The organism is Actinopolyspora sabaoui, assembly GCF_051225635.1.
Classification (GTDB): domain Bacteria; phylum Actinomycetota; class Actinomycetes; order Mycobacteriales; family Pseudonocardiaceae; genus Actinopolyspora.
The window spans coordinates 354,618-368,177 of sequence record NZ_JBMIHH010000004.1 but is presented as its reverse complement, the minus strand read 5'-3'; the positions used below and the strand labels follow the sequence as shown (position 1 = coordinate 368,177).

The following is a 13,560-nucleotide window of genomic DNA, read 5'->3' as shown; positions in this document are numbered from 1 at the left end:
CAGACAAGTTTGATTGGTCGAGTGTTTACACCGCATGTTGCTTTCGTGTCAAACTTTGCTCACAATCGGCGTTTCGCTTGATTGTTCGATTGCTCTCCCGGCTCAGCTCGGCTCGCTCGATTGACCGGAGTGACCCTTCGGAACTAACTTGTCTGACAAAGTTCCGAATGAGGTGAAGTGTGCCGGGCAGTCGTGGATCACAGCGCAGACCGTCGGTGGAGCTCTACGAGCGGATCGTGGATGCCATCCGCCAAGGACGCTACCCACCCGGCTCGGCACTGCCGTCTGAACCCGAACTCGCCGGTGAGCTGGGGGTGAGTCGTCCGGCGCTGCGGGAGGCGCTGATCCTGCTGCAGGAGGACGGGGTGATCACGGTTCGTCGGGGGGTCGGGCGTACGGTCAGCACCGGAACCCCGCATCGGGGTTTCGAACGCCTGAGCTCCGTGGAGAAGTTGTTGGGAGTCGGTACGACAGGTGTTCGTGCACTGGTCCGCTCCACCGAGGAACCGACCGACCTGGTGCTACAACATCTGCCGGTACCCGCGGCCAGTGAGATCCGGTTCTGGGAGAGCATCGTCGACGTCGACGGTTCCCCTGCCTGCCTGGTCCAGGAATGGGTTCTGCCGGACGAGCTCCTCGTCGAGCTGGATCCTGAACTGCCGGAAGCGTTGCGTGCCGCCTCGGAGCAGTCGAGGACCATGCTGGACGTGTTGACCTCGCGCTCTCCCGGGCTTTCGCTGCGTGGTTCGAGCGGGATCACCGCGACAGTGCTGGGAGGGCAACGCGGTGCTGCCTTCCAGCGTCCGGCCGACACGCCGGTGGTGTTGATCACCCAGGTGGTCCGCGAGGACAGCACCCCGCTGATGGTCGGCAAGTACATGCTGCCCAGCGGGGCTCCCGCTGTGGCGTTGTCGCAGAGCAGATAAGCAGTACACGCGGCATCCCGCCCCTCGGTGGGAGCGGAACGAACGTACGGCGGCATGGTGTGGCCTCCCGCGGCATTCCTTTCGCCGGTGGCACGCCCTGCGGCACCCGAGCGATGCGGGGGGACTCGTCCGCCGATTCGGTACGTGGCTACGCCGAATCGGCGGTTCCGGAGACCACTGAAAAGACGCTGTAGCTCAGGTTGTGTTGACCGTCACGCCGCCTCGTCCTAAGTTGTCCGAACAGTGTTCGGCTTTTCGAACAGTCGGTTTCGGGATGATCGACTACCGCGTTCGGGTGGCTCACCTTGCCCGGTCGAGTGGATCAGTGTGTCTCGGGCGGTCAAGTGAACGCGTGATTCCTAGGGTGCCGAGCACGGACAACCTTTGAGGAGCCCATGTTCACCAAACGAATTCCGCTTCGAACAGCGGGTGTGATCGCCGCTGTGCTGATGAGTCTCGGAATTGTCGCTCCCGCTGCCACCGCGGCGGACTACCCGATGCCCGGCGTCGTGACCGGTGATATCGCCGCGCACGATCCATCCATGGTGCGTACGGATTCCGGCTACCGATTGTTTTCCACCGGCGGTGGGATACAGCAGCGCCTTTCCAGCGACAGAATCGATTTCGAACGTACCGGTTCGGCGTTCACCGGTCTCCCGTCCTGGATTTACGACTACAATTCCCAGGGCGACATCTGGGCCCCGGACGTCTCCCACCACAACGGCAGGTACTGGCTGTACTACTCCGCCTCGTCGTTCGGATCCAACCACTCGGCGATCGGTCTGGCCACCAGCACGACCGCGGCGCCCGGTGACTGGCAGGACCAGGGCATCGTCTACAGCACGACCACCAGTGACAACCACAACGCCATCGACCCGAACCTGTTCGTCGACAGTTCCGGAAAGTGGTGGTTGACCTTCGGCTCCTTCTGGAGCGGGATCCGCATGATCAGACTCGACCCCGCCACCGGAAAGCAGCACGGCGCCGACCAAACGCTCTACCACCTCGCCAGCGGGCCCGCCTCGGATGCTGTCGAGGCTCCGGAGATCGTCGAGCGCGGTGGCTACTTCTACCTGATCGTTTCGTTCGGCCAGTGCTGTCAGGGTACCGACAGTACGTACCGGGTCATGGTCGGACGTTCCACCTCGCCCACCGGGCCCTATGTGGACCGATCCGGCACCCCCATGCTGCAGGGCGGGGGTACGCAAATACTCGGAAGTCACGACAACATCATCGGGCCCGGTGGACAGAGTGTGATGCACGACAGTGACGGCAGCCTGCTCGTCTACCACTACTACGACGCCAACGACTCCGGCGCGCACAAGCTGGGAATCAACCTGCTCGGCTGGGATTCCCAGGGGTGGCCCTACGTGAGGTGAGTTCTCGGTTCCGTTCGCGACGAAGCGGCCGGTCGGACCTCGCCCGAGGTTCGACCGGCCGCTGTGTTCGACTCGTGGTCACTCCTGATCGCGATCGGAGTCGTTTCGTCGGGTCTCCTCCTCGGAGACGCCCGTCGTGGTGCCCCCGCCCGGCTCACCGGTCGAGCCCGTCCTCCTCCGTCTGGTCGTGCTTTCCCGGAGACCTACCAAAGGGCTCGGCTCCTCGACTCGGGTTAACACGCGGCGTTCCTGGTTGAGTGCCCTGCTCAGCCCCACGCACATCAGCAGCAGCACGATGCAGAACGGCAGTCCGGCCACGATCGAGGCGGTCTGCAACGCACTCAGCGCGTCCGCCCCGCTGACAGCTCCCGCCGTCAGCAACACCGCGGCGATCACACCCTCCAGCACGGCCCAGAACAGCCGCTGCTGCCATCTCGGACGCGGGTCACCACCGTTGGTGAGGATGTCGACCACCAGCGACCCGGAGTCCGAGGAGGTGGCGAAGAACAGCACAACCACGATGATCGCCAGTACCGAGGCGAGTATGCTGACTACCTCGACCACCGGTAGCTGGTTGAACAGCACGAACATCGCGGTTTCCGAACTCGCCTCGCCGATGGGGTTGTCCGGGTTGGCGCGCAGCCGCTGCAGCGCCGCGTCACCGAACACGGTCAACCACACCATCGAGGCCCCGACCGGCGCGAACAGGGCGCCTGCGATGAACTGCCGAATCGTGCGGCCGAACGAGATCCTGGCCAAAAACATCCCCACGAAGGGGGACCAGGAGATCCACCAGCCCCAGTAGAACAGGGTCCAGTCGGCCTGCCACTCCCGTGCCTGCGCGTTGCCCGGGTAGGTCTCGAAGCTCGTCAACGGCAGGTTCTGCAGGTAGGTGCCGATGTTGTTCGCCAGTGCGTTGACGATGTCGCGCGAGGAGGCCACCACGAACACGAACACCATCAGGGCGAACGCCAGCCACAGGTTGATCAGCGACAGGTTGCGAATACCCTTGTCGATGCCGAGCATCACCGACACGACCGCGATCGCCGTGATGGACAGGATCAGGATCACCTGCAACGTGGCCGTGTTCGGAATGCCGAACAGGGTTTCCAAACCGGCGCCCACCTGCTGACCACCGATTCCGAGCGAGGTGGCCAGGCCGAACAGCGTGCCGAACACGGCCAGGATGTCGATCAGGTGGCCCACCCAGCCGTAGATGCGGTCGCCGAGCAGCGGATAGAACGCCGCGGCAGGGCGCAGTGGCATTCCTTTGCGGAACGCGAAGTACCCCAGCGACAGCCCCAGCACGATGTAGATCGCCCAGGGATGCAGTCCCCAGTGGAAGAAAGTGAGGTTCATCGCCTCGGCGACGTCGGCCTCGGTGCCCCCGGGGCCGGTGGGCGGGTCGAGGTAGTGCGAAACCGGCTCGCTGACCGCGAAGTAGACCAGTCCGATCCCCATGCCTGCCGTGAACAGCATGGCGAACCAGGGCAACCTGCCGTACTCCGGTGTGGAGTCCGGCGGGCCGAGTCGTATGCTGCCGAACCTGCTCAGCATGATCACTATGACGAAGATGAGGAACAGCGTGGCCGAGAGGATGTAGAGCCAACCGAAGTTGGTCGTGATGAAGCTGTTGACGTTGCTCGCTACCGTGTCGACGTTCGCCGGAGCCAGCACCCCCCACAACACGAATGCCACGGCCACGATCCCCGAGATGATGAAGACCGGGGGATTCGTATGTGTTCTGATGTAATCTCGAATCACTGTGGATCACCATCCCCGAGCGCTGCGGGGCGTCCGCGGTGGGGACACCGGGACGCTTGGGGCCCGGGCACTATCGTCCTCTATCGGACCGTTCCATGCAGAGCAGACGTGTGCGCGTCGACCCGTCGCCCGACGTGGCGTACTGAATCGATCCCGTTTCCGGAGCTCCGGGCGTCCGTGGGTGGCGATGGTCTCTCGGGCGAGAGTCACACGCCCGCAGCGGGTTAGCTTTGGGGAGAGTCGTTCGTACCAGGAGGTCGTGGTGTCGGAACCCGCAGCCCGCGCTGAGCTCGAGATGGCGGTTGCGCCCGAGCTCGTCTACCGGATGCTCACCGATCTCGAGGTTCTCGCCGAAGTCTCCGAGGAGCTCGAGTCCTGTACCTGGCTGGACGAAACATCCCCACATCCGGGGGTTCGTTTTCGCGGCTTCAATCGGAACGGGGATAAAACCTGGTCGACGGTCGCTACTGTGCGTGCAGCCGAAAGTGGGCAATGCTTCGCATTCGATGTCGACGACGGCGACACCCCGGTATCGCACTGGCGTTTCGAGCTCAGCCCCACCGACGCGGGCTGTCTTGTGGTGGAAAGTGCCTGGGATCGGCGGCCAGCCTGGTACACCCCGGTCAGTGCCGAGACCACCGGTGAGACCTACAGGCAAAAGGCCAATCAGCGCAACATCGAGCGCACGCTGCACGCGCTGCGAGCGGCCGTCGAGCGTGGTTGAGCCGTTCGGTCCGGACGGACGCCGTTTCGAGTCGTGTGCGAGCTCGGTGCGCGCTTCGGCGTGCGTTTCCGAGGCGGCTCCGGGTGTTTTTCGTGTCCTGGCGGCGGGGTCGCCGATCTCTTCCGGGGAAGTCCCGCCAGGTTTTCGAAACATGTCGTTCCGAGGCATTCCGAAGAATTAGTGGCCCTGTGTGGACGGATACACGTCTTTCACACTCTAGTGGTAACCCGATCGGTATTAGTGCCGACCACCGCTAGGAGTGTTTCCGGCGGTTGCGTACGATCTTGCTCGCGACCACCTCACCGCGCCGGAGTTGTGCCGGGCCAGTCCATTGTGGACCGCGAGTCGCCGGGCAGGGACCAACTCCGGCGATGGCGGTGTCGTCTCCGTGGCTGCCATGACGCATGGTGCTCCGCACGTTCGTTCACGAGGGACGCATGACAACACAACACCCAAAGATCTCGCCCCACCACCGTTGGAATGTCGCGTCGGTGGTGCGATCGGCGGGCGCCGCCGGTTTGACCGCCCTGGCGGTAGCAGGTGCGGCGGCCATCGCGCGCCAGCGACAGCGGATAATGGAACTCGTTCGGGAGCGTGAGCAGCATCTCGCCGAGCTCGAACATCTGAGGACGAAACGGTTGCCCGCGCTGGCCGAATCCCTCAACGGGATGTCGAGCGCACCGGTGCCGGGACCGTTGCGCCAGGAGGACGGCACGTTCGCCTCCGACTCCCTCGCCGAGCTCGTCGATGTGATCGAGCGGATCGTGCGCGCCACTCGCGAGCACACCGAACACTCCTCACGGCGCACCCTGACCGGTGTGCTGGACACCGTGCGCGGCCTGGCTTCCGAACAGCACATGGCGGTGTCGGACATGCAGCATCGGCACGACGACGCCGACGTGCTCGCCGATCTCTACACCATCGACCACGCCGGATCCCAGCTCAGTAGGCGGCTTCGGGGATTCGCCGTGCTGTTCGGGGCGTGGATCGGACAACAACGTTCGGCAACGAGTCTGCAGGACATCCTCCGAGGCGCCCAGTCGCAGATCAGGGACTACCAGCGCATCTCCGTGAGTGCCTACAGTCCCAGCACACAGGGCGATTCCGTCGGCGATCTCGGCGTTATCACTCGTGTGGTGGAACCGCTGGTCCTGTTGGTGGCGGAGCTGTTGGACAACGCCGCACGCTATTCCCCGCCGTACGCCCAGGTCGCGGTCGGAGTGCAGCACGCCCACAACGGCGTCGCCATCACGATCGACGACGCGGGAGTCGGCATGCCGTTGGAGGAACGGCGTCGCGCCGAACGGCTGCTGTCGAAACAGGAGATCGCCCTGGACGAGATCGGTGATCCGCCCCGCGTGGGCTTCGCCGTGGTCGGGCTGCTTGCCGTCCGTTACGGACTGACCGTCTCCGTGGACGCTCCACCACTCTACGGCGGAATGCGGGCAGTGGTGTTCGTGCCCAACGAGTTGCTGACCCACATCGAAGCCGCCGACGAGAGCGAGGTCCGGCGGGAGACGGCCACCGGATCGACGAGCGACGAGGAACAGTCCACTCCCAGCGCCCGGCAGCGTACTTCGGGGGGCCTGCCCAAACGTAGCCGCAGAACACGGGAAACCACCGCGGCACAACCCGACTCGGCACCGCCCGCTGATTCCGACAGTGCCGCGGGGCTGGCTGCCTGGCAGCAGGCCAGTGAGTCCAGTGGTGCCGTGTCCGTTGGTGAGAACGAGAATGAGGACCCCCACGCATGAGTACGAACACCGTCCGGCGCCCGGAACTTCGTTGGATGCTCGACGACGTGCTGCTGCCGGAGGTACGCAGCGCCGTGGTCTTAGCCAGAGACGGATTGGTGATCACGGCCACGGGAGACATCGGTGAGGCCGACGCCGATCGGTTCGCGGCGTGTCTGGCCTCGCTGCGCGGTTCGTCCGCCGCCGCCACCGAGTTCTGCGGCGCGCAACCCACGTGGAACCAGACGCTCATCGAGTTCGACACGGGCTACATCTTTCTCATCGCCGCTGGTCCCCATGCCTACATGGGCGTGTCGACCACCAAGAAGGTCGACATGGGGCCCGCGACCCAGCGGTTCCACGCGGTGGTGCAGAAATTGGGGTCCGAGTTGGGGACCCTGCCCCGGTCCGGGGACAGTGACCGATCATGAGTCCGCCTCGCAGGCGGGATCGGGAGTCGCTGGTACGTCCCTACCTGATCACGGGGGGACGTGCTCACCCAACCAGGAACACTCTCGACCTCACCACGCTCATCCAGGCCACACGGCATGCCGATCCCGGGCTGCTCTCGCCGGAGCAGCGTCGGACCCTGCGGCTGTGCTCCGGCGGATCGTTGTCGATCGCCGAGATCGCAGCCCATCTCGAACTACCGGCCAGCGTCACCAGGGTGATAGTGGCGGATCTGGTGGATCAGGGGCATCTGGCCACGCTGTCCACCGAGTGGCAGCAGCACGGGCCGGACCGCGAACTACTGCAGGAGGTGCTTGATGGGCTCAGAGCCCTCCGGTGAGGTGTATCTGCCGGACAGCGTCCGTACCGCCGTCAAGGTTCTGGTCGTGGGGCCGTTCGCGGTCGGCAAGAGCACCTTCGTCGACACGTTGTCCGAGATCGAGCCGTTGCACACCGAGGAGACGATGACCCGTGACGGTGCGGTCGTCGACGATCTGCACGGGATCACGGACAAGACCACCACCACGGTGGCGCTCGACTTCGGCCGTCGCACGCTCAGCGACAGGGTGGTGCTGTACATGTTCGGCACGCCGGGCCAGCAGCGTTTCCTGTCGATGTGGGAGGACCTCGCCCACGGGGCGTTGGGTGCGCTGGTGCTTGCCGACGTGGCACGCCTCGAGGAGTCCTTCGACGTGATCAGCGTGCTGGAGGAGCGGGGACTGCCCTACGGAGTGGCGATCAACGATTTCAACAGTGTCGCCATTCCCTCCCACGAGGAATTACGCGAGGCGTTCGACCTGTTGCCCGAGATTCCACTGGTCACCTGTGACGCTCGTGATCGCTCCGGCACCGCGCGAGCGATGATCTCCCTGGTTGAGCACGTGCTCGCCTCGCCCTTTGAACACGCCCAGGAGTCCGCATGAGCGAATCCGATCCCGAGAGGACAGCCCCGCTGTCCGGTTGTCCGATGCACGCCGATCCCACGCCGATTCACGATCACACGTTCGCCGCCGACCCCGACGCCGTCTATGCGGAGCTGCGCGAGCAGGGGCCGATCGCCTCGGTCGAACTCGCCCCGGGAGTCCCCGCCACGCTCGTGCTCGATCACGAGACCGCCCTTTCCGTGCTGCGTGACCCCGCGACTTTCCCGAAGGACTCTCGCGCCTGGCAGCGTGAGGCGCCCGCCGACAGCCCGGTCGTGGCGATGATGATGTACCGGGACAACGTGCTGTTCCAGGACGGCCCGGCTCACGACCGGTTGCGGGAGGCGATCACCGACAGCCTGAGCCGGGTCGACTCCGTGACGCTGCGTCGGTACGTGACCGAGAGCGCCGAGAGCCTCATCCGGGACTTCGCCCCCAACGGAAAGGCGGAGCTGCTCACCGAGTACGCCCGAGTGCTGCCGTTGCTGGTGCTCAACAGGCTCTTCGGCAGTCCGGCGGAACTGACCACCCGCATGGTCGACGCGATGACCGCACTCTGGGACGGGGTCGACACCGAACGGGCCAACCGGGACCTCGGTCAGTGCATCGCGGAACTGATCGCACTGCGTCGCGAACACCCCTCGTTCGACATAACCAGCTGGTTGCTCGCTCATGAGGCCGATCTCGACGACGAGGAGATGGTGCAGCAGCTCGTGGTGTTCATGGGGGCCGGTGCCGAACCGGTGCAGAACCTGATCACGAACGCGCTGCGGTTGTGGCTGGCCGACGACCGGTTCGCGGGCGATCTTTCCGGAGGACGGCTACCGGTGGAGGACGCCATCGACGAAGTGCTCTGGAAACAACCGCCGCTGGCCAACTACGCCATTACCTATCCGACACGCGACGTCGAGTTGGCAGGCAGGTTGCTTCCCGCGAACCAGCCCGTGGTGATCGGTATAGCCGCGGCCAACACCGATCCCGCACTGCAGTCCACCCGCCGCGACGGCAACCGGGCGCACCTGGCCTGGAGCGCAGGGCCGCACACCTGCCCGGCAAGAGGCACGGCTCGTTTGATCGCCTCTGTTGCGATCGAGACCATTTTGGATACGTTGCCAGATATGGATTTGGCTGTGCCCGCCGACGAGTTGGAGTGGCGACCCGGACCGTTCCACCGTGCTCTGACCGCGCTGCCGGTGCACTTCCCGCCTGTCCAGGAGCCCGACAGTCGTGACGAGACACCTGGAGAAAGCGGCCGATGGAGCAATCGTCCTGCCCACACGTCCTGGATCCCACCGGAAACGACGTCCACACCGAAGCTCGCCGACTCCGTAACCAAGGCCCCGCGGCGCGCGTTGAATTACCTGGGGGAGTGGTTGCTTGGTCGGTGACCAGTAACCGGCGATTACGGGAGTTACTCGCGGACAACCGTGTTTCCAAGGATCCGCGACAACACTGGCCGAGCTGGATCAACGGCGACATTCCCGGTGACTGGGCGCTGGCGAGCTGGGTCGCGGTACGCAACATGTTCACCGCGCACGGGCAGGAACACCGCAGACTCCGTTCGCTGGTGTCCAAGGCGTTCACCCCGCGTCGGGTCGCCGCGATGCGCCCCTTCGTCGAAACGAAGACCAACGAGCTGCTCGACGAGCTGGCCGCCCTGCCCCCGCGGGGCGGTGTCGATCTCCGCGAACGGTTCGCCTATCCACTGCCCATCTCCGTGATCTGCCACCTGTTCGGCGTCCCCGACGATGTCCGCCCCGGTCTGCGCCGCATCGTCGACGGGGTTTTCGACACCTCGGCCACCCCCGAGCAGGTGCAGGCCACTCAATACGAACTCTATACACTGCTCAACGATCTGGTGGCGACCAAACGCGCCGATCCCGCCGACGATCTGACCAGTGTGCTGTTGCAGGCCAGGGACGAGAACGAGGCCCGGCTCGACGAGCGTGAGCTGGTCGACACGCTGATCCTGCTGATCGGAGCAGGCCACGAGACCACCGTGAATCTGCTCGACCACGCGATAACCGCCTTGCTCCGCCATCCCGAGCAGTTGGCCATGGTCCGGGAAGGCTCCGTTTCCTGGGAGCGGGTCGTCACCGAAACACTGCGGTGGCAGGCGCCGCTGGCCAATGTTCCGCTGCGCTACGCCGTCGAGGACATCGAGTTCGACGATGTCGTCATTCGAGCCGGTGAGCCCATCCTGGCCGGTTACGCCGCGGCCGGACGTGATCCGGAGCGCTACGAGCGTCCCGACGAGTTCGACATCACTCGTTCGGACAACGAGGATCATCTGGCGTTCGGACACGGCGCGCACTACTGCCTCGGCGCGCCACTCGCGCGGATGGAGGCCGAGGTCGCTCTGCCCGCCCTGTTCGAGCGTTTTCCGGGAATGCGACTCGCGGTCGCCGGGTCCGAACTCCGACCGGCCGGAGGCTTCATCGCCAACGGGCACGCCGTCCTTCCGGTGATGCTGGACGGACTTCCCCAACCGCGTGGCGCGGCCTCGCTCGCGTGAGTCCCGCCGTGTTCGTCCTGTGGTGGCGGACTGCCCGTCGGTAGTGCCGCACCGTTGGACGAGCACGGCCGGTACGATGTCCGATTCGGACACGACGAGGTCGCTCACCGAACGGCCTCGTCGTGCCGCGACATCGGGCGAGTGATCGACAGCTCCTCCGGAAGGGACGGATGGTTTGTTCGCACGGCGGAAACTGGTGAGCTGGAGTGCGGGGTTGGCCGCCTCGGTCGGGTTGGCGCGTTCCGCCCGGGCCGAGTCCGGTGGGGGAGGTCGCCGACCGGGATTCGACCCGGGCGACATGAGGTTGGTGAACCTCTCGCACGTCAACGATCCGGAAACGACCAGTATTTATCCGGGGGATCCGGAATTCACCCTGAGCACCGTGGCCACGCTCGAACAGGACGGGTTCTACCTGCAGTACGTGCAGGAGGGTGAGCACACCGGTACGCATTTCGGGGCACCCTGTCATTTCAACGCGGGGGAACCCGGTGCCGACGAGTTGGACCCCGAGGATCTGCTGCTTCCGGCGGTCAAGATCGATGTTCGTCGCGAGGCCGAACGCGATCCCGACTACGCGGTCACGGTGGAGGACCTGTGGCGGTTCGAACGGCAGCACGGTCCGATTCCGCGAAACGCCGCTGTGGTGTTGTGGACCGGCTGGCAGGAAAAATGGGGAACCCCGGCCTTCCGCAACCTCGATGAACAGGGCCGGATGCACCACCCCGGGTTCTCCCCCGAGGCGGTGAGTTGGCTGCTGGAAACCGGTCGACTCGGCTATCGCGGGGCTCTCGGTACCGACACCTTCAGTCCCGATGTCGGAACGGACCACCAGTACCAGGTGTCGCTGATGCTGTATCGGCGGCACCGCATCAGTCTGGAGGTCCTGGCGAATCTGGAACGTCTTCCCACCACCGGCGGATGGGTGTTGGCGGGCGGGCCCGCTCATCGCAACGGTTCGGGGGCCACGGCCACGGTGTTCGGGTTGTTGCCGAAACACTGATCCGGCGGAGGCACTGATCTCCGGCAGGGGAGACGGCGGTTCTCCGACCGTCTCCCCGAAGTGCCCATCGGCCGCATTCGCGGTATTCGCTCTCGCCGCGCACGTAACTACTCGTGCCCGCTCCATGGGGCCGACCGGGGTAAGTCCCTGCTCACGGAAGCGCAGAGATCAGTTGTGCAGTGACGCTCCATCATCCGGGACAGTGGGGTCGTCCGGAACGGCGGGGTCGTTCTGAGCCGCGGGCTCGTCGGGAACGGAGTGGGAGCTCTCCGGCGGATCGTGGTGAACCATCGTGTCAGCACGGTTCACCTCCTCTTCCTCTGGTCTCTCGCCGGCCGGCTCCTCGGCGAGGGAAGTCCTGCGAGGTAGTGTTTCGCCGATCCGCTGTTTGCGCCGTTGTTTCGTGGTGTACATCGCCGCGTCGGCGTGATGCAGCAGTGTCTGGGCCGAGATCTCCTCGTCGACCGGGCAGTGCACGATCCCGAGACTGCCGCCTATCGTGTGGCTTCGCCCCTCGACGGTGAAGGGGCGTTGCAGGGCCGCCAGCACCCTTCCCCCGACCAGTTCGGACTCCTGTCTGCGTTCCGTGTCGACCAGCACGGCGAATTCGTCCCCGCCGAGACGGGCCACGGTGTCGGCTGCTCGGACGCATTCGCGGAGTCTGTCGGCCACGGCGCGCAACAGCGCGTCCCCCGCGGAGTGCCCGAAGGTGTCGTTGACCGCCTTGAAGCCGTCGAGATCCAAATACAGCAGTCCGAACGGGTAATGCGTCCGGCTGTTGCGCGTGATGCTGTCGTGCAGCCTCTCGTAGAGCAGTGTGCGGTTCGCCAGGCCGGTCAGCGGGTCGTGCGAGGCCTGGTGAGCCAGATCCTGCTGGGTGTTCCGCACCTTTTCCAACAGCTTGGCGTTGTCGATGAGAGTTACCAGTTGTCGTAGGACGACCAACACGAACAGCAGGAAAACTCCGACCACTTCGAGGTCGTCCGTTCCCGCTCCCAGCACGGTTTTCGCGGTCGTGTAGCAGGCCGCCACCATCAACGGCAGATACGGCAGCATGAGATGCGCCCAGTCGACGGTCCGCTCCCGCCATTCGTGCCCGGACGCGGTCTCGTGCTCGTCGGGGACGATCGCGGCCAGCGCGATCAGTGCCGGTCCCGTCACGAATCCCGTATCGAACAGTGGGTTCATGTTGGCCGCCCCGCTGCTGACCAGGTAGGCGAAAATGCTGTCGGAGACCGACAGGGCGATCAGGCCCGAACCCAGCAGCAACAGCCGCAGGCTGTTGCGGGCCCGCCTGAAGGAGGCGAGCAGTACGACGATCACCACGAGTACGAGATCGGTAACCGGATACGCCACCGCCACCACGAATCCCAACGCGGTCGGCGCTCCCGTACGTACCACGGCGCCCAGCGCGGTTGCCCAGGTCAACAGGAACAGCGAGCCGGTGACGATCAGACCGTCCAGCACGAGGACGGCGCGGGTGCGAGCCGCCGCTCGGGCGGAACGGGCCGTGATTCCCCTGACAGGTCGCCCGTCCTCGGCGAACACCAACAGGGCGGGCAACGCGAACACCGGCAGGGTCAGAAAACCGACATCGGCCAGTGAGGGCGACGGCAGCGGCGTGTCGGCGAAGGTGCGGAACCAGGCCCATACCGCCATTCCCGCGGTCCAGCCCGCGGTGCCGAGCCCCAGCAGCACCCGCCAGTGCCGCTGCCCGCCGTGGTTGTGCCGAGCTCGCCACCAGCACGCGAGCGTCGCTCCACTGCCACTGATCAGTTGTGCCGCGTCGTCGACGATCAGCGCCGATTCCGCGGTGAGCACTCCGGATCCCAGAACGGCGATCACAGCCACCACGTAGCAACACACCAGTGCCGACACCAGCGGAAAATATCTGGTCATCAATCCTCCGCCTGCGGCGAACGGGTCCGGAGATCGCGGCCGGCACATTTTACGCCTCGTCGCGATCATGAGAATACCTGTGACCGGATCAATTCGCGCCCGTCACGCTGGATGGAATATTCCAATGGGGTGGAATCCTCGCCTTCGGGTTCGTTCACCGGGAGGCCGCGGAATCGTTACAAGCCGAGATTCCGGGCGGAATCGCCTTTCCTCATGCTCCTCGGGAGCGCTACCGTCTCCCCTTCGG

Annotated in this window: 12 protein-coding genes; 10 read left to right on the top strand and 2 right to left on the bottom strand. The window is 65.2% G+C overall.

The window, feature by feature from the left end; translation table 11 throughout:
* The first annotated feature begins 179 nt into the window (after window positions 1-179).
* Complete coding sequence (locus ACOQFL_RS09200; RefSeq protein WP_435543677.1) at window positions 180-926, top strand: GntR family transcriptional regulator; 747 nt, start codon at window positions 180-182, stop codon at window positions 924-926.
* Window positions 927-1,321: 395 nt separating this feature from the next.
* Entirely contained in the window at window positions 1,322-2,305 is a 984-nt protein-coding gene (locus ACOQFL_RS09195) for an arabinan endo-1,5-alpha-L-arabinosidase (RefSeq protein WP_435543676.1), read from the top strand.
* A 78-nt stretch (window positions 2,306-2,383) separates the two neighbouring features.
* Here the strand turns inward: ACOQFL_RS09195 and ACOQFL_RS09190 are convergent, their stop codons facing one another.
* On the bottom strand, window positions 2,384-4,069 hold the full coding sequence (locus ACOQFL_RS09190; RefSeq protein ID WP_435543675.1) for a BCCT family transporter: 1,686 nt from the start codon (window positions 4,067-4,069) through the stop codon (window positions 2,384-2,386).
* A gap of 259 nt (window positions 4,070-4,328) precedes the next feature.
* On the opposite strand from ACOQFL_RS09190, the gene ACOQFL_RS09185 reads away from it, so the two are divergent.
* The 8 genes from ACOQFL_RS09185 to ACOQFL_RS09150 all read left to right on the top strand — a co-directional run bounded on the left by ACOQFL_RS09185 (window position 4,329) and on the right by ACOQFL_RS09150 (window position 11,414).
* Window positions 4,329-4,793, top strand: a complete 465-nt coding sequence (locus tag ACOQFL_RS09185; protein WP_435543674.1) for an SRPBCC family protein — start codon at window positions 4,329-4,331, stop codon at window positions 4,791-4,793.
* 491 nt (window positions 4,794-5,284) lie between these two features.
* Entirely contained in the window at window positions 5,285-6,547 is a 1,263-nt protein-coding gene (locus ACOQFL_RS09180; protein WP_435543673.1) for an ATP-binding protein, read from the top strand.
* Window positions 6,544-6,957 (top strand): roadblock/LC7 domain-containing protein, encoded by a 414-nt coding sequence (locus ACOQFL_RS09175; RefSeq protein WP_092930072.1) that lies wholly within the window; start codon window positions 6,544-6,546, stop codon window positions 6,955-6,957. The genes ACOQFL_RS09180 and ACOQFL_RS09175 overlap by 4 nt, the downstream gene beginning before the upstream one ends.
* On the top strand, window positions 6,954-7,316 hold the full coding sequence (locus ACOQFL_RS09170; protein WP_435543672.1) for a DUF742 domain-containing protein: 363 nt from the start codon (window positions 6,954-6,956) through the stop codon (window positions 7,314-7,316). Before ACOQFL_RS09175 ends, ACOQFL_RS09170 begins: the two co-directional genes overlap by 4 nt.
* Window positions 7,294-7,899, top strand: a complete 606-nt coding sequence (locus tag ACOQFL_RS09165; protein WP_435543671.1) for a GTP-binding protein — start codon at window positions 7,294-7,296, stop codon at window positions 7,897-7,899. The genes ACOQFL_RS09170 and ACOQFL_RS09165 overlap by 23 nt, the downstream gene beginning before the upstream one ends.
* On the top strand, window positions 7,896-9,287 hold the full coding sequence (locus tag ACOQFL_RS09160) for a cytochrome P450 (RefSeq protein WP_435543670.1): 1,392 nt from the start codon (window positions 7,896-7,898) through the stop codon (window positions 9,285-9,287). Before ACOQFL_RS09165 ends, ACOQFL_RS09160 begins: the two co-directional genes overlap by 4 nt.
* A complete protein-coding gene (locus ACOQFL_RS09155) occupies window positions 9,284-10,414 on the top strand; it encodes a cytochrome P450 family protein (RefSeq protein WP_435543669.1) in 1,131 nt (376 codons plus the stop codon). The genes ACOQFL_RS09160 and ACOQFL_RS09155 overlap by 4 nt, the downstream gene beginning before the upstream one ends.
* Before the next feature lie 196 nt (window positions 10,415-10,610).
* Window positions 10,611-11,414 carry a cyclase family protein gene (locus ACOQFL_RS09150; protein ID WP_435543668.1) on the top strand — a complete coding sequence of 268 codons (804 nt, stop codon included), beginning with the start codon at window positions 10,611-10,613 and terminating at the stop codon, window positions 11,412-11,414.
* 168 nt (window positions 11,415-11,582) lie between these two features.
* Here the strand turns inward: ACOQFL_RS09150 and ACOQFL_RS09145 are convergent, their stop codons facing one another.
* Window positions 11,583-13,313: a diguanylate cyclase domain-containing protein gene (locus ACOQFL_RS09145; RefSeq protein ID WP_435543667.1), complete on the bottom strand. Its 1,731-nt coding sequence runs from the start codon at window positions 13,311-13,313 to the stop codon at window positions 11,583-11,585.
* Between the last annotated feature and the right edge of the window lie 247 nt (window positions 13,314-13,560).

Excerpts from the sequence above, each read along its gene's own strand:
- ACOQFL_RS09195 (WP_435543676.1), top strand. The coding sequence starts at position 1,322 with ATGTTCACCAAACGAATTCCGCTTCGAACAGCGGGTGTGATCGCCGCT.
- ACOQFL_RS09175 (WP_092930072.1), top strand. The coding sequence starts at position 6,544 with ATGAGTACGAACACCGTCCGGCGCCCGGAACTTCGTTGGATGCTCGAC.
- ACOQFL_RS09170 (WP_435543672.1), top strand. The coding sequence starts at position 6,954 with ATGAGTCCGCCTCGCAGGCGGGATCGGGAGTCGCTGGTACGTCCCTAC.
- ACOQFL_RS09165 (WP_435543671.1), top strand. The coding sequence starts at position 7,294 with ATGGGCTCAGAGCCCTCCGGTGAGGTGTATCTGCCGGACAGCGTCCGT.
- ACOQFL_RS09160 (WP_435543670.1), top strand. The coding sequence starts at position 7,896 with ATGAGCGAATCCGATCCCGAGAGGACAGCCCCGCTGTCCGGTTGTCCG.
- ACOQFL_RS09145 (WP_435543667.1), bottom strand. The coding sequence starts at position 13,313 with ATGACCAGATATTTTCCGCTGGTGTCGGCACTGGTGTGTTGCTACGTG.